At 40.5% G+C, this 19,400-nt stretch carries 19 protein-coding genes; 6 read left to right on the top strand and 13 right to left on the bottom strand.

The genetic code is table 11. From position 1 onward, the window contains the following. Positions 1 to 30 precede the first annotated feature (30 nt). A complete protein-coding gene (gene pcnB, locus CLV96_RS04140; RefSeq protein ID WP_004788935.1) occupies positions 31 to 1,512 on the bottom strand; it encodes a polynucleotide adenylyltransferase PcnB in 1,482 nt (493 codons plus the stop codon). Positions 1,513 to 1,579: 67 nt separating this feature from the next. On the opposite strand from pcnB, the gene CLV96_RS04145 reads away from it, so the two are divergent. Further along, complete coding sequence (locus CLV96_RS04145) at positions 1,580 to 2,581, top strand: M23 family metallopeptidase (RefSeq protein WP_004788808.1); 1,002 nt, start codon at positions 1,580 to 1,582, stop codon at positions 2,579 to 2,581. Between the two features lie 147 nt (positions 2,582 to 2,728). Here the strand turns inward: CLV96_RS04145 and CLV96_RS04150 are convergent, their stop codons facing one another. Further along, the gene (locus tag CLV96_RS04150; RefSeq protein ID WP_004788729.1) at positions 2,729 to 3,175 is read right to left on the bottom strand and encodes a DoxX family protein; all 447 of its coding nucleotides are present in this window, start codon (positions 3,173 to 3,175) and stop codon (positions 2,729 to 2,731) included. Between the two features lie 137 nt (positions 3,176 to 3,312). Between CLV96_RS04150 and CLV96_RS04155 the strand changes: the two genes are divergently transcribed. The 4 genes from CLV96_RS04155 (at position 3,313) to CLV96_RS04170 (ending at position 7,971) form a co-directional block, all read left to right on the top strand. Then, positions 3,313 to 4,239 carry a prolipoprotein diacylglyceryl transferase gene (locus CLV96_RS04155; protein ID WP_004788350.1) on the top strand — a complete coding sequence of 309 codons (927 nt, stop codon included), beginning with the start codon at positions 3,313 to 3,315 and terminating at the stop codon, positions 4,237 to 4,239. Further along, entirely contained in the window at positions 4,236 to 5,066 is an 831-nt protein-coding gene (locus CLV96_RS04160) for a crotonase/enoyl-CoA hydratase family protein (RefSeq protein WP_004788482.1), read from the top strand. The genes CLV96_RS04155 and CLV96_RS04160 overlap by 4 nt, the downstream gene beginning before the upstream one ends. Positions 5,067 to 5,308: 242 nt before the next feature. After that, positions 5,309 to 6,160 carry a tetratricopeptide repeat protein gene (locus CLV96_RS04165; RefSeq protein WP_004789206.1) on the top strand — a complete coding sequence of 284 codons (852 nt, stop codon included), beginning with the start codon at positions 5,309 to 5,311 and terminating at the stop codon, positions 6,158 to 6,160. After that, positions 6,145 to 7,971, top strand: coding sequence for an AAA domain-containing protein (locus CLV96_RS04170; RefSeq protein ID WP_004789026.1), 1,827 nt, complete (start codon positions 6,145 to 6,147; stop codon positions 7,969 to 7,971). Before CLV96_RS04165 ends, CLV96_RS04170 begins: the two co-directional genes overlap by 16 nt. Before the next feature lie 80 nt (positions 7,972 to 8,051). On the opposite strand, the gene CLV96_RS04175 is transcribed toward CLV96_RS04170, so the two are convergent. Further along, entirely contained in the window at positions 8,052 to 8,705 is a 654-nt protein-coding gene (locus CLV96_RS04175) for an adenylate/guanylate cyclase domain-containing protein (RefSeq protein ID WP_004789286.1), read from the bottom strand. Between the two features lie 31 nt (positions 8,706 to 8,736). Beyond that, positions 8,737 to 9,330: a TetR/AcrR family transcriptional regulator gene (locus CLV96_RS04180; RefSeq protein WP_004789290.1), complete on the bottom strand. Its 594-nt coding sequence runs from the start codon at positions 9,328 to 9,330 to the stop codon at positions 8,737 to 8,739. A 181-nt stretch (positions 9,331 to 9,511) separates the two neighbouring features. Here CLV96_RS04180 and CLV96_RS04185 point away from each other — a divergent pair, with 181 nt between their 5' ends. Further along, positions 9,512 to 9,904 carry a DoxX family protein gene (locus CLV96_RS04185; protein ID WP_004788382.1) on the top strand — a complete coding sequence of 131 codons (393 nt, stop codon included), beginning with the start codon at positions 9,512 to 9,514 and terminating at the stop codon, positions 9,902 to 9,904. A 33-nt stretch (positions 9,905 to 9,937) separates the two neighbouring features. Here the strand turns inward: CLV96_RS04185 and CLV96_RS04190 are convergent, their stop codons facing one another. The 9 genes from CLV96_RS04190 to CLV96_RS04230 all read right to left on the bottom strand — a co-directional run bounded on the left by CLV96_RS04190 (position 9,938) and on the right by CLV96_RS04230 (position 19,197). Next, entirely contained in the window at positions 9,938 to 10,507 is a 570-nt protein-coding gene (locus CLV96_RS04190; RefSeq protein ID WP_004788999.1) for a hypothetical protein, read from the bottom strand. 2 nt (positions 10,508 to 10,509) lie between these two features. Next, positions 10,510 to 10,959 (bottom strand): MarR family winged helix-turn-helix transcriptional regulator, encoded by a 450-nt coding sequence (locus CLV96_RS04195; RefSeq protein WP_040917609.1) that lies wholly within the window; start codon positions 10,957 to 10,959, stop codon positions 10,510 to 10,512. Between the two features lie 241 nt (positions 10,960 to 11,200). After that, positions 11,201 to 11,716, bottom strand: a complete 516-nt coding sequence (locus tag CLV96_RS04200; RefSeq protein WP_004788551.1) for an Lsa16 family lipoprotein adhesin — start codon at positions 11,714 to 11,716, stop codon at positions 11,201 to 11,203. Between the two features lie 10 nt (positions 11,717 to 11,726). Beyond that, positions 11,727 to 12,977, bottom strand: a complete 1,251-nt coding sequence (locus tag CLV96_RS04205) for a hypothetical protein (protein WP_004788678.1) — start codon at positions 12,975 to 12,977, stop codon at positions 11,727 to 11,729. A gap of 8 nt (positions 12,978 to 12,985) precedes the next feature. Next, on the bottom strand, positions 12,986 to 13,573 hold the full coding sequence (locus CLV96_RS04210) for a c-type cytochrome (protein WP_004788360.1): 588 nt from the start codon (positions 13,571 to 13,573) through the stop codon (positions 12,986 to 12,988). Next, on the bottom strand, positions 13,570 to 14,136 hold the full coding sequence (locus tag CLV96_RS04215) for a DUF3341 domain-containing protein (RefSeq protein WP_004788477.1): 567 nt from the start codon (positions 14,134 to 14,136) through the stop codon (positions 13,570 to 13,572). The genes CLV96_RS04210 and CLV96_RS04215 overlap by 4 nt, the downstream gene beginning before the upstream one ends. 1 nt (position 14,137) lies before the next feature. Next, complete coding sequence (gene nrfD, locus CLV96_RS04220) at positions 14,138 to 15,511, bottom strand: NrfD/PsrC family molybdoenzyme membrane anchor subunit (RefSeq protein ID WP_002974485.1); 1,374 nt, start codon at positions 15,509 to 15,511, stop codon at positions 14,138 to 14,140. 20 nt (positions 15,512 to 15,531) lie between these two features. Further along, entirely contained in the window at positions 15,532 to 18,660 is a 3,129-nt protein-coding gene (locus CLV96_RS04225; RefSeq protein WP_040917726.1) for a TAT-variant-translocated molybdopterin oxidoreductase, read from the bottom strand. Between the two features lie 24 nt (positions 18,661 to 18,684). Then, a complete protein-coding gene (locus tag CLV96_RS04230; RefSeq protein WP_081581578.1) occupies positions 18,685 to 19,197 on the bottom strand; it encodes a cytochrome c3 family protein in 513 nt (170 codons plus the stop codon). Positions 19,198 to 19,400: the final 203 nt, after the last annotated feature.

Raw genomic sequence — 19,400 nt, forward strand, 5'->3', positions numbered from 1 at the left:
AGGATTTGGAATCCTTACCTTTTTCATTTACTAAGTATTTTCTGATTCTGATTCAGAATTCAAAGAGTCTACATTGGATCGAGGTTGGTCATTTTTCTCTGACGGATTTACCTCTGAACCTATGTTCTGGTTTTGGTTTTGAGAGCCACCACTCCTTCTATCCCGATGTTTCTTTCTGGGAGGTCTTTTTTTGTTTGGTTCTTTTTTACGATTTTGCTGTCCGAACTGATGGCTATCAGGTTTCGGTCTTTGTCGCAAAGAAATTTCCCAAAAGAATGCCGTTTGCACTGCTGATTCGTTTCCTTCTGAGATGGCCACGATCTTATAAACCATAAACGCATCGTAGAAGTAGTCCTTCTTTTTAAAGAAAGAGTTTTGTCTTTCTTTTTCATCATCAGTGACTTGGAAACGAGGTTGGCTGATAAAAATCTTTACCAAATTATCTTGTTCCCGTTTCGGAATTCCCATCCTCTCAAAAACTGACTGAAGACTTTCTTTGATGTTATGCGCTAAATGTCCACGATCATTTTCATAAAGATCTTTGATGAGATCATAAAAAATTAACGAGTAAAAGATAGCAGGTGTCATCTCTTCTCTTGCAGAGAGGAGTTTGTCAGTGACTGCTAATCTTTTTCCAAGTGGTGTTTCCATAAAATGTTCACGCCACTCTGGATCGTTTTTCTTTAGTTTATCAGCAGGTTCCTTAAAAAGTACATCAAGCAAATGGTTTTCAGCAAGGCCTTCGAAAATAATCGAAGTTTTCCATGTCCGAAACATTTTGTTGTATTCTTCTAAAAGTCTTGCTGTAGAAGATTTTTCGAGCTCCAAACGGTTCTTTTTAATTGCCAGTTTGGTTTTTTTCTCGATGTCGAGTCCAAGTAAAACTGAAAACTTAACCGCACGTAACATACGAACAGGATCTTCTTTGAAGGAAATATCTGGATCACCAATGACCCGAACGATTTTCTTTTGGATGTCTTCAAATCCCCCAACGTAATCCAAAATGGAATCGTTTTTAGGATCGTAAAACAAGGAGTTAATGGTAAAGTCGCGTCTTGCCGCGTCTTCCTTTGCTGTACCGAAGGAATTGTCCCGTTTGATGAGATAATCGTTTTCTGCTTTGTGTTTTTCCAAACGATGTTCCGGGAGTGATCGGAACGTCGATACTTCAATAATTTTACCTTTAAAAATGATATGTACAATTTTAAATCGTTTCCCGATGATTCGGCAGTTATTGAAGATCCTTTTGATTTGGTTTGGAGTCGCACTTGTGACTATGTCAAAATCTTTTGGGCGTTTGCCCATAAGCAGATCTCTGACCCCTCCACCGACTAAATAGGCCTTGTAACGAAACTTGTTCAATCGATTGATGATTTTGATGGCATCTTCATCGATATTGGCCCTGCGTATGGAATGGGTTTCTCGATAGTATCTCTTTCCCTCGGGGTACATCAAAAAGGAATCGACAGAGTCGGCTTTCTTTCTGAAAAGAGAAGTGAGAAATTTAAACATATTGGATTCATCCACTTTCCCTTGAAAAATGGCATGGGCAAGGAAAAAATTGGCTGAATAACGAACATTGGCAGAAACTTACGTCACAACCGCCTACGAAAGGCTCCAAATTGCACACTTACGCTGGAAAAAACGCGCAGAAAAGTGGATTTCCCGTAGCCGGGAAAAGGTGAGCTTTGTCCTCATACCCAATGATGAAAAACCTCTGGCACAAATTGAAATTTCAGTCGGAATGCTCGGTTTTTTATCTGGACTAGCCCTTTCTCTTGTCCTGCTTTCCTTCGGTCTTCTCCTTTACTTTTCTTTTTTCTTTGACAGAAATCTTTCTTTAGAGAAAAAAACAGAAACCCAACTGGTCTCCTTTCTCTTTTATGACCTGCTTTCCCAAGATTTAACGGATTCAGTAGAAGAACTAGAATCGACTACCGAATCACTTAACCTACTTGCCTGGGAAGAAATTCCAGAAAAGGAAATGATCACCCAAGACTATCTTCTTAAAGAAGAATATCGTAAAGATGCAAGCGAGTTGGATTCAAACCTTCTGTTATTCCAACAAGTTGTTACCACCTACACTCAGTTTGGTGTAAGACTGGGAAATCTTGTACCTAACTTCCAAAATGCGATCGATTATCTATCCATGCGAGAAAGTATATTTTACTCCATGCCAAGAGGACGACCTTTAAAACCCGGAGTGGGTGTTGTGACTTCTACTTTCGGATATCGAAGTGATCCCTTTGGAATTTTACCCGTGGGAGAATACCATTCGGGGATTGATTTTGCCGCAGGCGAAGGAACACCTATTTATGCCACAGGTCCTGGAATCATTGCTGTAGACACAGCTGTGGGTGGGCTTGGAAAGTCAGTACGAATCAATCATGAAAATGGATTTTTTACTTTGTATGGGCACTGCTCCCTCATCCTCGTAAACCCAGGAGACCGGGTCAAACGCGGAGACAAAATTGCCCTTGTCGGCCAAACGGGAAAAGCGACGGGAGCTCACGTTCACTATGAAGTCCGAATTGGTTTGGACGCTCCTCTTGATCCAGAAGAATACATTAACTTAGATTGATTCTCTGGAGATTACATCCAAAGGTAAAAAAACTTCTTTGCTTTTTTTATTTTTTTATCTTAAGGATACTTAGATGAAGATTGGCTCGAACCCTTGTTTGCTTTTCGAAAGCAAAAGACAAAGGTCGAACCAGTTCGAAATTGGTGATTAGAATTTTCCGATTAAATTAAAATCAACTGAATAAACACCAGCGCCACCAACCACGAGAGCTATGAGAAGCCCTGTTGCTAGAATATGAAACTCATATCCTTCTCCTTTTTGGTTTCCATTCCAATTGATAAAAAATCCATTTTGTCTATGAGCAATGACAGCTGCACCGATCATGATGATGGCAATGGAAGCCGCAGCAAACTTTGTCAAAAATCCTACGAGAAGTAAAACCGGTCCAAAAGATTCTCCAAGGATGATGAGAACCGCCAAGATTCCAGGAAACTTCATCGTTCCTGTAAAAAATCCGTATGTTCCCTTAAATCCGTAACCACCAAACCAACCGAGTAGTTTTTGGGCACCGTGTGGGAAGATCACAACAAAAGCTGTGATGCGTAGGATGAGGGGGATAATATCCCCAGAAGTAGAAAATAGAGTATCGAACATATGGTTCTCCTTAAATCAATACCAGATAGTTTAATATTAAACTATCTAGGGTCAAGTTATTTTTTTACTGAATTTCCGGGATTGGGAACTTTTAAATTCTCCTTTCCCCTTTAAGCCTAGATTTTACCCTTTCCTCTATGTTAGATCGAATTCCGATTCCAAATCCCTTTGGCTGGGAGGGTTTATCCACTTTCAGCCTTCTTATGATGTTGGCTTTTCTAGTAGGTTCTTACCTTCTCCCTAAAGAGTTGGAACGAAAGAAGTTGGATCCGAGCCATTCGGATTGGTTGATATTTCTTGGGATTTTGGGTACCCTAGTGGGTGCCAAAATTTTCTTTATATTTGAAATTTGGGACCAAGTGTTTATTGATGTTCCCGGTTATGATGGAAAGTATTCTTATCCGTTAACCCATTGGAATGGTTTTCCTGGACACCCAGGTCTTTGGTCCTCACTATTTAGTGGTGGTGGTCTCGTGTTCTTTGGGGGTCTCCTTTTTGGATGGCTTTTCATCACTCTTTACTTTCGCCATCACAAACTAGACATCGGAGCTTATTATGATGCGGTAATCCCGGCAATTAGTATGGGTTATGCGATTGGAAGACTCGGTTGTTTCGTAAGTGGAGATGGATGTTACGGTTTTGCCACAGATGTTAGGATACCTTTTTTTGTTTTTGATTTCCACGGTGCCCATCCTTCCGGTGTTCCGGTTTGGAATACCCCGGTAATGGAATCCATTATGGCTTTTGGATATTTTTCCTATTTTCAATTTTGGGCAAGATACCAAAACTTTCGTAAATGGAGTATCGGTGCGCAGTTTCTCATCATCCACGGATTTGCAAGACTCATCATTGAATTTTTGCGAGTGAACAAAGCAGTGATACCTTTTATTGATCCACCCACTCTCGTGAACATTCCCGACGCCAATGGAAATCCAAGTTTTCTTACCGGTTACTACTGGCATGGATTTTCACAATCCCAATATATCTCCATCGCACTCATCCTTTTTGGTGTGTATTTGATGATTTCCAAAAAACTCTGGTTAAAGGAAGAAACAAAAGTATGAACCCTTCTCCATTTTTCGAAATTGAAAAAAGAAAGAACGTAGCCATTCTTTGGTTGAATCGTCCGGAAAAAAGAAATGCAATGAACTGGCCTTTTTGGCGAGACCTTCCGGATATGATAGACCAGATCAACGCTGACCCACAAATTCATTGTTTTGTGATCGCAGCAAAGGGAAAATCATTCTCTACAGGACTTGACCTGGAAGAATTTTTCCAAGAATTCAAACCTGTGGTACAAGGTGAGTTAGCAGATGGTCGGGAAAAATTATACCAACTCATTCTTACGATGCAAAAAGGTATCAATGCTGTTTACAATTCCAAAAAACCATCTATTGCTCTTGTTCAAAAACATTGTATAGGTGGTGGACTTGATTTGGTTTCTGCATGTGACATTCGATACGCAACGGAAGATGCCGTATTTTCCTTAAGGGAATCCAAAGTTGCCATAGTTGCCGATATGGGATCTTTACAAAGACTACCCCATTTGATTGGAAATGCACATACAAGGGAACTTGCCCTAACCGGGAAAGATATCAGTGCAGAAGAAGCCTTCCAAATGGGACTAGTGACAAAGGTCACCAATGATTTTGATTCCTTACTACAAGCGGGCCTAAAAACCGCCGAAGAAATTGCAGAAAACCCAACCATCGTGATTCGTGGGGTTAAACAAGTGTTAAATCACGGAATTGGAAAAACAATCGAAGAGGGACTGGACTATGTAGCCGTTTGGAATGCAAGTATGCTTGATTCCAAAGACTTCCGTTCTGCGATCGGTGGGTTTATGGAAAGAAAACGACCGGTTTACAATCCAGAAACCCGGGTAGACTAATAACCAATTAACAGTAGATGTCGAGTAACCTTTCGCTTTTTGCGCTTGAGCCCACTTTTTCCTCGACGGCCAACTTCATGAGTTTTTCATTTAGTTGGTTCTGTGCCTGGAAAATTTCCTTCGGCAAATTGACGATAGAGTTAATAGGTGTAGATGGAACCATAAAGGACCTCCTTTTACAATCTTTACTCCCTATTCTACCCATCGGCGAATCCGTAATTTCCTGAAGTAAAAAATACCGTATGAGTTCTTTTTTTTCACTGATCCGCGAAGCGAAACTTTTGGAAGAAGAAAAGGAATTCACTCGGGCTTTCAATGTGTATGCAGAAAGTGAATCGCATACAACCGACGAATCCACCCTGATCAAAATCAAAGCGAAAAAAGCCTGGTGTTTGTATGCGGTGGGAAATCCGAGAGAAACTGAATCCCTTTTTCAGGATATCATTCAAAACTACCCCTCTCATCCTTTAAGTATTACCGTTTACTCGCGTTATCTGATTAAATTAAAGAAATTCAAATCTGCAAAAGTCCTACTCCAAAAAAGTATCCTTCAGTTTCCATCCTATTTAGAAAACTACCTACTCCCTGCTTCCTTATTAAAAGATATGGAACGTTCCGAAGAAGCAATCGAGGTATTAAAAAAAGCTTTATCCCAAGAACATTTAAGTAACGGCCGTGGGATAGACAGAAAAGACATTTGGGCAGAACTTGGATCTTTGTATTTTTCTCGCGGAGATTTTAATTCAGCTCTTGCTTCCTTAAAAAAATCTTTGAAAATGGTGGAGCCAGAAGAGTTCCTTCATTATGATTTGCTCGCTCTTTGTTATTTGGAAGCAGAAGATCCAGAAAATGCTTTAACATCTATTAGAACCCATATCCAATACTGCAAAGAAATCGATCCAGAGACACTCATCATTTTAGCAAGGGCACATTGCCGAGTGGGAAAATTGGAAGAAGCAGCCAACAATTTAATACAAGCTTACTCGATTGAAGATTCTTTATACTTAAAAGCTGCAGACTTTATCGATTTTGCACCACTACTTAGAAATGGTTTTTTTACAACCTTGGAGAATATTGAATGGGAAGAACCATAAAACAAGAGTTTGGTTCGCTGGAAGAAGAAATTCTATATGTAAAATCAATCCTTACCAAAGAACGTGAGTATGAACGTTCATTATTTTTGGAAAAAGGTGAAGAAACCAAAGTTATCAAATCTGCAGAATTGGAAGACCTTAATTTTGTTGTGGGAAATACGTGGAGAGCGGAGTTCAAAATTTCGCCTTCCTTAAAAGCCAAAGAATGGTTAAAACAAGGTATCCCAGTTCTTTTAAAAGGAAGTTCGGAAACCATTTTTGGAAATATCTATAGGGCAACCGATACAAAACTTACCGTTCAAGTGCGTGGGGATTACGAGTGGGAAGACAATGAATTCCAAATTTCAAAGTGGTTCCAAGAATCCACTTATGATTTGTATAACGAAATCATAGCAAAAGTAATCGAAGATAAAGAAAGTTTTTCGCATAAAAAACTTAACTGGATATTGGGATTTGGCCTCGGTGACAAACCAAATCCTCCCAAATCAGGGCAAACAGCCAACTCACTAGAACGAATTTTTCAAATTGCTGATTACGGAATGATTTTTGGTCCACCAGGAACAGGAAAGACCACCTTACTCATGCAAGCTGTCGAAAAAATCAAATCGAAAAATGAGTCGGTTCTAACACTTTGCCCCACAAACTTTGCTTGCGATTATATTGTTGAACTGGCTTTAAAAAAAGGAATTCGTGTGATCCGATTAGGCAACTCTACCAAAATCAAAGAAGAAGTCCTACCACATCATATCGATCACCTCATCCAAGAACATCCCGACCAAAAACAAATCCATAACTGGCAGACGGAACTAAAGGCCATCCAGAAAAAAGCAAATTCCTGGAAACGAAACTTTGGAAAAGAAGAAAGGGAAGAAAGAAAGGCACAAAGAAAAGAAGCTAAGTTTTTACTTTCTACAATCAGAGAAGCAGAATCAAACATTCGAATGAAGTTACTCGACAATGCAGAACTCATCGTATCAACTTTTTCTGGATTTGGAAATGAATTTAAAAAAGGTAGAGAATTTGATTATGTGTTTGTTGATGAAGCCACTCAAAGTTTAGATCCTGGATGTTACCTTGCTCTATATGCGGGGAAAAAAACTTTTTTCTTTGGAGACCCGAAACAACTCGGAGCCAGTTTCTCTCACCCAGACCACACAGCGGTTCATAGTTTTTTAGAAAAAGCAATCACCTATGATTCCGGTGATCGGGTGATCTTTTTAGAAAAACAATTTCGAATGAAACCTGAAATCCTTGGTTTTCCCAATGGGACCTACTATGAAAATAAAATATTAACCCATCCCGATGCCAAGTGGAATCATAATATAGATATTTCCCATGTATTTGGAAATAATTCATCAATCCTATGGATAGATACTGCAGGTAGTGACTCTGAAGAAGAAACTGAAGGCGATGAACCAAGTTTTTTTAACAAAACAGAAATTCAACTGGTAGAAACATTGTTTCGGTTAGGAATACCAAAAGAACAATCGATTGTAATTTCACCTTACAGAGGACAGGTGGAAAAACTAATAAAAGTCTCATCCGGGCGTTGGTTTACTCAAACCATTGACTCTTTTCAAGGAAGAGAGTCGGAAATTGTGATCCTTAGTTTGGTCCGATCCAATAGCGATGGAGAGGTCGGTTTTTTATTAAACCCTAAACGATTGAATGTAGCCCTGACGCGTGCCAAATCTCATCTGATTCTAATTGGTGATTCTGGTACCCTCTGCCAAACAAAGGAATTCCAAGACCTCTATTCTTATATCGAATCAGCGGGTGAAATCCGTTCGATTTATGAATTTATGGAATAAAATTTCCGAACAAATTTGACTCATAAATCCAACGGAATTAATTCTTAAATTTCCTTATTTTAGATTTTCTCAATATATACTTATAATACGACCCATTTAGATTCTTCTAAAGTATACACCAATCGGAAGGCTCCATCTGAACCGGGAGGGATTTCTGCGATGGGTTCAAAATCGAAATCAGTGGTTTCGTCTGCATTTTCTTTCACAGCACTTGTGACTAAAATCTCCCAAGCTTTGGCCGTGTCTTCACCTAACTTAGATGCAGCGTTAACTTCTGCCCCAAAAACATCTGAATCGCCAATCTTTAAAATTTTTCCAAATCCAAGACCGACACAAAGTAAAATTTGTTCTTCTGCCACCCTTCCTTCATTATAACGTTTGCATGCTTTTTGCATTTGGATGGCACATTGGATAGCCTTATTCGTATTACGGAAAAGAACCATCAGACTATCTCCTTCGTCTTTCATCAGGATTCCATCAAACTCATCAAGAACAGGAATCAGGATTCTTTGTGATTCATAGATGGTTTGTAAAAAATGAATGATCCCAAATTTTGCAACCCCTCGAGAAAAACCAGAAAGATCGGTAAACATCACACACCAGGTTTCTCCAAAAAGATCCCAAATTCGTTTGTCGATGATATCTTGGTTGGAGCCAGGGCTCAAACGTTCTTCTAAAAGTTTTTCTAATCGTTCTTCTGAGGCAGAAGTGGCAATGGTGCGTTTTTGACCCATGCGAGCGAGTATAACCGCTTTTTTTCGAATGTCAATTGCAATGGTTAAGTAAATGATCCCGAAAAGAAAGATACAACGAATCATAAACCTTTCGATCATTCATTACTTTTCCCATAGCGAAGGTAGCTTCTTGGAAAGTGACAATAAATTCAGCAAGTTTCATTGTGTCCGTTTTGGCTTTTAAAATCTTTTTCTTTTTTGCCAAATCCAAGTAAGTTTTTGTATTTTGAATCCAACGGGATAAAAGTTCCTTAGCTTTCTTTTGGAATTCAGGATCAATCGCTGACATTTCTTGTCCCAAGTTATTGAGAGGACATCCTCTAGATACAAATTCATCAGGCCATTCCTCAAATGTTTTTTGAAACGTAAGAATGATACCCTTCACTGGGTCATCGTAGTTTTCCAAAGGCAAAATCCACCGATCCAAAATTCCTTTAGATAGAAACTCATCAATAATGGCGTAACCCAAATGGTTTTTAGTTGGGAAGTGGTAGAAAAAGGCACCTATGGTTAAGTTTGCCTTTTGTGCAATTTCACGTACCCCTACACCTTGAAATCCATTTTGGTAAATCAGAACAAATGCAGATTCAATGATCAGTTTACGAGTTTCCTCTTGTTTTCCCATTGCTCACTTGTTCCTCGTCCTCCATAAAACGGAACCTGCATCCGTAGAGAACATCTTTTTGGTTTTATATCCCTGAAGGCACCTGAACCTCCAATAGAATTTATATAGATTATAAATTCTATTGACAACATATCAGTTGATATGTTTTTCTGGCTAGACCGATTTTTTAGCAGGTGATTTTATGAACGAACTAAACCAATCCCCTACCAACCTCTGGGTGGGACGGATTCTCAGCGGACTTGTGATTGCATTTCTTCTCTTTGACGCAGGAGGAAAACTAGCAAAAATTGATCCCGTCCTAAAAAGTATGGAGGAACTTGGTCTACCAGCATCCAGTGCTACGACCATTGGAATCCTTCTTCTTGTGATTACAGTGATGTATGCCATTCCGCAAACAGCTGCACTTGGAGCCCTCCTACTCACAGGGTATTTGGGGGGTGCCGTTGCCATTCACGTACGAGTCAATAATCCACTATGGAGCCACACTCTATTTCCTGTTTACGTTGGAATTCTTCTTTGGGTAGGTCTTGTGCTGCGAAATCCAAAAGTAAAAGATCTTTTCTGGGGTTTTTAAAAACAAACAAATGAAACCATTCAGGTGAATGTGCTAACCATTCACCTTTAAGATTTTTATGACTAGCGGAATCATCAATATAGAAATTCCGATATAAATAGAAACGCGAAAGTAATTCAGAATTACCCACGTCTTAATTTCATTTTTGCCTTCAAGAGAATGGAAACCATCCGTATTTGCCAAAAACTGAAAACGAATGATTTTCCCAGCAAAATAAACAACAGTCCAAACCCTTACTGCCATATGAAGGATAAACAAAACAACTAACCAATGACCGATTCCCTCTATTTGATAACAAAACAAGAGCGATACCAAGAAAATGATTTCATGGATGGAGTGAAACATAATCCAAAAATATTTTAAATCGGCAGATTTGATCTCTGTATTTAGAATCTGCAAATTTGTTACATGGCCAGTTGCCCAACGCGGAACAAAAACAAGAGTTTCAAAAATTTGAGCACCATTCATTAAAAAATAGATTAACAAGTTGGTGAGTAACGAGTATTTTGCGAGTGCTAGAGAATTGTTGGAAACAAAAGTAGCCATATCTTGTATCCCAATCATTGAATTGAAAACAAAAGACTTTCCGATCACATAATTCATATTTAGTTTTCTTCCAGTATACTTTTAGACATTTTTTCCATGATTCCAATTGCAGATTCAAAATACCGGTGAACGACTTCTAACTCCCGGCTTGAAAAACTAGAAATCAAAAGCTCTGTATCTTTTTGCAATTTTTTAAAAATTGGTGCAAACAATTGGTTTGCCTTTTCTAAATTAGGAACAATCATCACCTTCCTTCTATCATCTGGTAAAAATTTTCGTTTTACTAATTTGTTTTTCTCTAACCGATCAATGACACCAGTAATAGCTCCCGTTGTAAGGCCGGAGATTTTTGCCAGTTCCCCTGCGGTCATTTCCCCTTTTTCAATCAGGTATCCTAAATATTTATGATCGGTTCCCGAAAGGCCGGCTTTTTTTGCAATCGCCTCGTGCATATTCAGAGCAGTTTCGAAGTATTTGCGTGTCGTTTTCTTAAAATTTGAAGATTCCATTGACTTTAGGTTTAGAGATATCTTAATATCTATATATCTTAGTTACTAAGATATATAGATATTGCAAACAAAAATTTTAAATATTTTGGTAAATTGAGTAAATCTACTCAAAGAAGGTGTTGAACCGATTGATTAGCTAGTGATCTTAAATATAAAAAAAGACCCTTGGTTTCCCTTGGGTCTTTTCTAAGAAAGGTAACTTAGCGGGATTTTTCCCAACTAAGCAATCTCAATAAAATTCTTAGTTTTGTTTTAACATGTTTTTGTTTGTGTAAGGAACTTCTTCCAAACCTTTCGTCAGGTCAGAAAGTGGGATCTTATCTTTCGGAAGATCTTTTAAATTCGAGTATTCCGTCCCACGTTTGTAGTGAGTTTTATCTGCAGGGTCATAAAAGGGTTTTGAATCCTTTACGAGGCCTTTGGAATATCTCCAAACACTTACTTCTGGGTCTTGGTTCACAACAAAACAACGAGGACTCATATAACCTTCGTTTTTTGCCGTTTGCACTTTTACAAAGTATTTTGGTGCCCAAACGTTATGGTTACGAGCATCAAATATTTTTACAACTGTTCCTGCCGGAACAAATTCCACCACTTTCGAGTTAGAATCTGCTTCCGAGTATAAAGGAACCGTAAAATCCAAACTTGCTTTGTTTGTTTTGGCATCACAATTTTTATGCCAAGTTACTTCCGCATTTTTGGAACAAGCTGTGAAACTTGCACCAATGATCATGAGTAATACAATTTTGTTTTTCAATTCCATTCTCCTATTGGTGGTGGTGGAGGCACTCATCCAAACGAGGGTCCCCAACCGGAACTAAGCTGTGTTTTTCCAACTTTTTGAAGATAAAGAATCCGAAAATTCCCACAACACCCACTGTTCCGCCAAACGCTAAAACAAAGTGTAGGATGGAAAATTTTTCGAAGTTTGCAGGGAATACCAACCAGAAAAGTTCAAAGAACTGTGTGACAAGAATCCAAGCTGCCAATTTCCAAAGGAAATCAATGTCTCTTTTGTTGGGACGATTGAGAAGTAGAAGGAATGGAATCACGAACTTCACAAAAGGAAGTGCGAGAGTTGTATATCCCCATCCGCCAGTCATACGCATTTCGTAAAAGAAGGTTTCTTCTGGAATGTTTGCATACCAAATGAGCATAAATTGAGAGAACCCAACATAAGCCCAAAATGTTGTCATACCCAAAAGGAATTTTGCAATGTCATGGTAGTGGTTTTCATTCACTGCTTCACCAAGGTAACCGTTTTTCTTGAGAATTGCGATTACAATCAAGTAGGAAGCTAATGAAGTTTGGAAAGCTCCTGCAAATGCATACACACCAAACATAGTAGAAAACCAGTGTGGAGTGAGGGACATGAGAAGGTCGAATGCCATAAAACACCAAGAAAGTGCAAAGAAGAGAATAAATCCCCCAGAGATCTTTGCCAAAGTTTTGGTTGTATCGACAACCTTATCTTTGTCCTGACCCACTGACTTTCCATGAAAGATATAAGCAAATACGGACCAAACGCCAATGAAAGCTACACAACGAATGATGAAAGCTGTTGGGTTTAGGTAACCTGACTTATGGTGAATGAGGTGGTCATTTTCACGAACACTCGCATCGGCCCATTCATACAGGTCATGCATTCCAAAAATCACACCCACGAGTAAAAGCCCAGCAATGGGTGTGAAAAGTCCGTAGGTTTCAAAAAGTCGTCTAACAGTAACAGACCAATGGGATCCTGTTAGGTGTTGGATTGCTGTAAAAAAGATTCCTGTGATGGCAAGACCAACTACAAAGTAAGTTCCAATCAGTAAAATATGGTAACCTAAATTCGTATGATGGAAATGACCAGCTTCGTCCATGTGACGAGATGTTTCATGACCAAATCCGAGGAAAGCAATGAGAAAACTCACCACTCCCACTCCGATCATAGCAATGAGGGCATTACGAAGAGTAACTGGCAGTTGGAACTGCAGTAATTTTTCGTCTAGTTTCGCTGCTTTTGTAGAGCTCATAATTTCCTCTAGTTCGCCTTTTTATTTTGAACTTCATATTCTTGAAGTTTTCGGATGTAAGCAATGAGCTTCCATCTGTCTTCTGGTTCGATTTGGTAAGCATAACTTCCCATTCGACCTCGACCCATTGTGATGATATGGTAAATTTGCCCGTCGGTCCAACCCTTCACGTTGTCAGAAACAAGTGTAGGAACTGGTCCTTCAAACCTTGGAGCAGGTCCAACGACCGTTCCATTCCCGAGTCCCCTTACCCCGTGGCAAGGTGTGCAGTAGGTTTGGTAACGTTTTTCACCAATCATTAAATCACCTAAGTTTGCTTTGGCGATTGGATTCTTTAATCCTTTGTCCGCTCCTGGAAGCGTATCAGGAGTAGGTTCTGCTGCATAAGGGTATGGAAAGTATCCTACCGGAATCGCACCTTTGGGAGGAATTCGAGAAGCAGATCCATTGGTTGCAAAAGCATCAGCTTCCTGTGACTCACGCGCAGGAGAATCATACATACTAGGAAAGTATTCATAAACGGGAGTTTTGTAATCGCAATTCACGAGAACGAGGAGTCCCGCTAGTGCTAAAACTCTAAAGATGTTTTGTTTCATTTTTGGTTCTCCGGTTTTACCACGGTTACTTCTGATCCACCAAGGCCTTTTACGAAAGAAACAACTTCTGATTCGTTATAACCTTTAGCAGATTTTGGAATCCAAAGACCGAATCTATGAGAGGTCAAATCCGGGTGAAGGATTCGACGGGTTGCTTTGGGAATACCGCTTAAAAAACATAGGGCAGCTACAGTGTAAATCCCTGCAGAAAATACAGTTAATTCAAAGATGATTGGCACATAAGCAAACCATGCGTTGAGAGATTTTCCAGAGATATTGAGAGGCCAGTCATGGGCATGAGTGAGATACTGAAAAAGAATCCCAATCGTGCAACCAAAGATACCAGCAAAGAAAGTGATCCAAGGAAGTCCAGATCTTGGAGTTCCCATCGCTTCATCGATCCCGTGAACAGGATAAGGAAGGATACAATCAAATCCTTTGTAGTCTTTTTCTTTGGCTTTTTCAGCCGCATGCATGATTGCTTCGGGAGTCTCGAAAATTCCGAGAACTCCTTCATCCATTTCTTTATATTTGTGAAACTGTTCTAATTTTGGAAGATACATACTAGTGGTGTGCTCCTTCTTTCTGTGGCATCACTGTTTTTACTTCTGCAATCGCAATCACTGGCATAATTCGGCACCAGAGAAGGAAGAGAGTAAAGAAGATACCGAAAGTTCCGATTAACATTGCGTAGTCGAAAAGTGTTGGCGTATACATAGCCCAACTGGATGGTAAAAAGTCACGGTTTAGTGTCATCATGATCACAAATCGTTCGAACCACATACCCACGTTTACCACAAGCGAAGCCACAAACATCACAGGGATGTTGTAACGAAGTTTGCGAAACCAGAATACCTGAGGCGACAATACGTTACAAGAAATCATGATGAAGTAAGCCCAACCATATGGACCGAATGCTCTGTTCCAGAATGCGAACACTTCGTATTCGTTTCCGGAATACCAAGCGATAAAAAATTCTGTTCCGTAAGCAAGACCTACGATAAGACCTGTTACCATCATAATCTTGTTCATGTTGTCCAAGTGTTTCATGGTGATGTAGTTCTTTAAGTTGAACACTTCACGAGCAATGACCATTAGCGTTACAACCATAGCGAAACCGGAGAAAATCGCACCGGCAACAAAGTATGGAGGAAAGATAGTCGTGTGCCAACCCGGAAGGATGGAAACCGCGAAGTCAAAAGATACGATGGTGTGAACCGAAAGAACGAGTGGAGTGGAGAGAGCTGCCAAGATCATGGAAACGATTTCCAAATGAGACCAAGATCTCGCCGATCCAACCCAACCGAAAGCCAGAACATTGTATAAGTTCTTTCTCCAAGTTTCAGTCGCACGATCACGAAGTGTGGCAAGGTCAGGAATGAGTCCTAAATACCAGAACACCATGGAGATGGAAAGGTAAGTTGATACCGCAAACGTATCCCAAATCAGTGGGGAACGGAAGTTCACCCAAAGTGGACCTCTTTCGTTTGGATAAGGAAACAACCAAAATCCGAGCCAAGGACGACCTACGTGAAGGATGAGGTTCGATGCCGCAACGAGTACGGCAAAGATTGTCATCGCTTCCGCAGCTCGGTTAATCCCTGTTCTCCAACCTTGACGGAAGAGGAATAGAACCGCAGAAATCAAAGTTCCTGCGTGACCGATACCAATCCAGAATACGAAGTTTACTACGAAAAATCCCCAACCTACCGGGTTGTTGATCCCGAGTAAGTAAAGACCTTCATAAAACAAATAACCGATGATGGCTACGTCGATCAGGGTGATCGTAAGAACCAAAAGAAAAGTATTCCACCAAAGTTTGGTAGGAAAATCTTCGTTTGGCTTTGCGATATCAACGGTTACATCCTTAAGCGACTTCCCGCCTGTTACCAGGTCGGGGATATCTAATTTATCTCGAACTGCTTGTGCTAATGACATTCCCTTTGTGTTCTCCCCTGTTAAACGTCGTTTCGAACGCGAGTCATATAGCTGACAGCAGGTCCGATGTTTAGGTATTCCAGAAGTTTGTAAGACCTAGGGTCTTTCAAGAGCTTCGCTACTTTTGATTCAGGATCATTTACGTTACCGAACACAATGGAATTAGAAGAACATGTTTGTTCACATGCTGCTTTCACTTCTCCATCTCGCAATGTTCTTCCTTCGTTTTTCGCTGCGATTTTTTTCTCAGCAACTCGAGAAGCACAGAAGTTACATTTTTCCATAACCCCACGAGAACGAACGGTTACATCTGGGTTGAGACCAAGGTTTCTTGGAGGGCGTGCCTTAAATGTAGGTGTTGCTTCTCCGAGTAAGTTGTGTTCATTCCAATGTTCTAACCAGTTAAAACGACGCACTTTGTAAGGGCAGTTGTTCGAGCAGTAACGAGTTCCCACACAACGGTTGTAAACCATATCGTTGGTTCCTTCCGTACTGTGAACTGTCGCAGCTACTGGACAAACTGTCTCACAAGGAGCATTGTCGCAATGTTGGCACATAAGTGGTTGGTGTGCAATTTCAAGTGATTCTGGTTTTTCAGGATCACCGATGTAGTAACGGTCAATCCGAAGCCAATGCATCTCACGACCCATTCTCACTTCGTCACGTCCTACCATTGGCACGTTGTTTTCAATATTACATGCGACCACACAAGCGCCGCAACCAGAACAAGAAGTAAGATCCACTGCCATTCCCCATTTGTATCCTGGGTAGGCAAATTGGCTTCCTGGTTGGTCAGAAGGAGCGTTGGCTCCTTGGGCTCGCTGTAATTTTCCATCGATCAAGATTTTAGGAATCTCTGGTTCAGGAATTCCTGCACCCGGATTCTTCGCATAATCTTGGAGTTTTGCAGAAATGATAAGCGGTCTTTCTTTCCACTCTACACCCATCATCACACCAGGGCTCATCATATGGTGGTCCTGTGTGGTAGCGAGTTTGTATTTCTTTCCTGTAGGAGAGAGAGTGATCGAAAGTCCAGAGTATACGAAAGATCCGTTTACTTCTGTTGCAAGGATAGTTGCATTTTTCCCTACTCCGTTTCCAATCTCACCTACGTTGGTTCTTCCGTAACCAAGAGCAATTCCCACTGCTTCTGGATGGAGTCCTGGTTGGACGAGAGCAGGAAGTTCAAACGATTTACCGTTCACAGTGACTGTGACGACATCGTTGAGTTTGATTCCCGACGAACGAGAGTATTGTGGGCTAATCGCAACATAATTGTCCCAAGTCACTTTGGATACTGGATCTGGAAGTTCTTGGAGTTGCGAGTTGTTAGCTCTTTCGCCAGAACCGAGTGCGGTGCTTTCGTAAAGAGAAACAGTTAAACCTGATTTAGAAGGAGATAGTGGAGCGATTGTTCCTTTGAAAGAACGACCCGATTTGTCAGCTTTTGGATTTCCAGAAACCAACACACCTTTTCTAAGTAGGTCTTCCCAATTTGTTTTTTTCGAGTATTTTGTTTTGAGGTAGTCGTATAACGAACTCGCACCAAGGAGAGATCCACCGGCCCAAGTGATGAGCATGTCTTCAAACGCTTTGGATTGAAAAATTGGTCGGATGGTAGGTTGTTGTACGGATACAATTCCTGTTACCGATTCGTTATCTCCCCAAGACTCAAGAAAGTGTGACACTGGAGCAAGCCAGTTGGAAGCAAGTGCCGTTTCATCCACTCGGTCAGAAACTTGTACGACTTGTGCTGCTTCATGAAGGAGTTTTTTCCACTCATCTCCGTTTGGCGCTTCATATACTGGGTTCACACCGAAAAGAATGACCACACCGGCCTTTCTTTCTTTTAAGTCTTTTGCGAGAGTTTTTAAATTTTCTGCGTAGTTGGATCGGCCTTCTTTCAAAGGATTTCCCGCATCGATGGTTTTTCCATCGTTACCGAGCATGCTGTTGAGCATGTTCACTGCGATTTGTAGATCCACAGCGTCTTCTGTAAGAGTATTTGATCCACCGGCAACCACAAGGGATTCTCCCTTTGCAGAAGCAAGTGCCTTCGCTGTGCGTAACACGACTTCTTTAGAAATTCCAAGCTCAGATGCTGCGGTTTCTACATTGATTCCGGAAACTCCTGTGGCACCACCCACTCCCAAATCAGAAAGAGCTTTTGCAATCACAAGAGCAAACTTTCTTTGGTCCCCTGGTTTGATTGGGACTCTTTGGTCAGCGTTGGAACCCGTCATAGACGGATGCGTTTCTGCCGCAATGAAAGCATTAAAGGATTTTACACCTTTGTCTTGTAAGTCTCTTCTTTTAGAGAAATCATTGTGGTAGTTTGTATTGTTTAAAAAGTCACTATCGATGGAAAGGATGACTTTTGCTTTGTCGAAATGGTAGTTCGGTAAAACAGCCTTTCCGTAAGATTTCTCTTGAGCAATTGTAATCGCATCATCAGAAGAAGCAAAAGCCACTTCGATGTGTTTTCCACCACCAACTGATTTTAAGAATTCAGAAATGAATTCTCCCGTTGTAGGAGAAGTAAGAGGTTTTGTGACAACAACGGTTTTCCCTTTGTTAGCATTTAGTTTCTCTTTTACATCTTTGTCTAAAACAAACCAGTCGCTAGACTTTGCAGTTCCATTCACCACTTGTTGTGGTTCTTTGGCACGGTCTGCATCATAAAGATCAAAAATAGACGCTTGGCCTGAAGCACAAAGAGCACCTTCCGAAATAGGATGGTTTGGATTTCCTTCGAGTTTCAAAGGTCGTCCGTCTTTTGCTTTTACTAAAATTCCGCATCCAACTGAACATCCACCACAAACAGAAGCGTAATGGTAAGAGTGTCCATGTTTTACGAAGTCGTATTGTTCTACTTCTTTGTTGTCTGGGTTCTTAATGGTGAGGTTCACATAAGGAACAATTTTCTCAGCAGGTTTTTGGATACAACCAACAGTCGTCATGACAACGGATGCACCCATAAACTTTAAGAAAGTTTTTCTGTCGAAATCACCCTTTTTGATTTTTGCAATTAGGGGATCTGGAGATTTATAGAACTCTTGCTTTTGCAATTCACGTTCGCGAGAAGTTCCGCGAAGTTCATAAGATTGCCAAAGCGATTTTTTTTCTTTTTGGAAACTATCGTCTTTCATCATAAATTATTACTTGTCTCCCGATTATCTGTGGCACGTAGAACAATCGTTAGGAGCATTGTTCTCTCTATGGCAATCGACACAAAATCCCATATTGAGGGACTTGGACTGTCTAACCTTTACCATCTCTGCCATGTTACCGTGGCATGTGGAACAATCGACACCGCGTTGTACGTGTCGTGAATGGTTGAAGTATACGAAGTCTGGTTGGTCATGAACCTTTACCCAGGACACTGGCGTGTTGCTATCGTACTGTTCTTTAAGCCATTTAACATGTTCTTGGTTGCCCGCTACGTTACCTGCTCCATGGCAGTTCATACAAGTGGAACTTGGGGGAACTGTGGCATGGGCCGAATTTTCAACACCAGTATGGCAATACTTACAGTCGATTTTGTTATCGCCAGCATGTATCTTGTGGTTGAAGGGGATGGGCTGGTCGGGTGAATAGCCCACATAACGGCTAGGTGAAAAAATCAAATATGCTAGTGCTGCAATTGCAACGATAGGCACAGAGATCTTGAGTATTTTTATATTCATTCGCAGATTTCCTGAATCCGTTTACACTGTCTTCTGACAAGGAAAGGTAAAATCAGAAAAAAAGCAAGTATGTAAGGGTTTTGGATGCGAAAAAACATGAAAAGAGACATAATGGGAAATTTTTCGTGAACTTTCTTTATTGAAACCGAGTCTCAATTAATCAGAAAAATACCAGCAAACATTTGTTATCTTTTCAAAAAAAG

The organism is Leptospira meyeri (assembly GCF_004368965.1).
Lineage (GTDB): Bacteria > Spirochaetota > Leptospiria > Leptospirales > Leptospiraceae > Leptospira_A > Leptospira_A meyeri.

What these genes read in the sequence shown, in the direction of transcription:
- pcnB (WP_004788935.1), bottom strand. Translation starts at nt 1,512, where the DNA reads ATGTTTAAATTTCTCACTTCTCTTTTCAGAAAGAAAGCCGACTCTGTC.
- CLV96_RS04150 (WP_004788729.1), bottom strand. Translation starts at nt 3,175, where the DNA reads ATGTTCGATACTCTATTTTCTACTTCTGGGGATATTATCCCCCTCATC.
- CLV96_RS04155 (WP_004788350.1), top strand. Translation starts at nt 3,313, where the DNA reads ATGTTAGATCGAATTCCGATTCCAAATCCCTTTGGCTGGGAGGGTTTA.
- CLV96_RS04160 (WP_004788482.1), top strand. Translation starts at nt 4,236, where the DNA reads ATGAACCCTTCTCCATTTTTCGAAATTGAAAAAAGAAAGAACGTAGCC.
- CLV96_RS04165 (WP_004789206.1), top strand. Translation starts at nt 5,309, where the DNA reads ATGAGTTCTTTTTTTTCACTGATCCGCGAAGCGAAACTTTTGGAAGAA.
- CLV96_RS04170 (WP_004789026.1), top strand. Translation starts at nt 6,145, where the DNA reads ATGGGAAGAACCATAAAACAAGAGTTTGGTTCGCTGGAAGAAGAAATT.
- CLV96_RS04175 (WP_004789286.1), bottom strand. Translation starts at nt 8,705, where the DNA reads ATGGGTCAAAAACGCACCATTGCCACTTCTGCCTCAGAAGAACGATTA.
- CLV96_RS04180 (WP_004789290.1), bottom strand. Translation starts at nt 9,330, where the DNA reads ATGGGAAAACAAGAGGAAACTCGTAAACTGATCATTGAATCTGCATTT.
- CLV96_RS04185 (WP_004788382.1), top strand. Translation starts at nt 9,512, where the DNA reads ATGAACGAACTAAACCAATCCCCTACCAACCTCTGGGTGGGACGGATT.
- CLV96_RS04190 (WP_004788999.1), bottom strand. Translation starts at nt 10,507, where the DNA reads ATGAATTATGTGATCGGAAAGTCTTTTGTTTTCAATTCAATGATTGGG.
- CLV96_RS04195 (WP_040917609.1), bottom strand. Translation starts at nt 10,959, where the DNA reads ATGGAATCTTCAAATTTTAAGAAAACGACACGCAAATACTTCGAAACT.
- CLV96_RS04205 (WP_004788678.1), bottom strand. Translation starts at nt 12,977, where the DNA reads ATGAGCTCTACAAAAGCAGCGAAACTAGACGAAAAATTACTGCAGTTC.
- CLV96_RS04210 (WP_004788360.1), bottom strand. Translation starts at nt 13,573, where the DNA reads ATGAAACAAAACATCTTTAGAGTTTTAGCACTAGCGGGACTCCTCGTT.
- CLV96_RS04215 (WP_004788477.1), bottom strand. Translation starts at nt 14,136, where the DNA reads ATGTATCTTCCAAAATTAGAACAGTTTCACAAATATAAAGAAATGGAT.
- nrfD (WP_002974485.1), bottom strand. Translation starts at nt 15,511, where the DNA reads ATGTCATTAGCACAAGCAGTTCGAGATAAATTAGATATCCCCGACCTG.
- CLV96_RS04225 (WP_040917726.1), bottom strand. Translation starts at nt 18,660, where the DNA reads ATGAAAGACGATAGTTTCCAAAAAGAAAAAAAATCGCTTTGGCAATCT.
- CLV96_RS04230 (WP_081581578.1), bottom strand. Translation starts at nt 19,197, where the DNA reads ATGAATATAAAAATACTCAAGATCTCTGTGCCTATCGTTGCAATTGCA.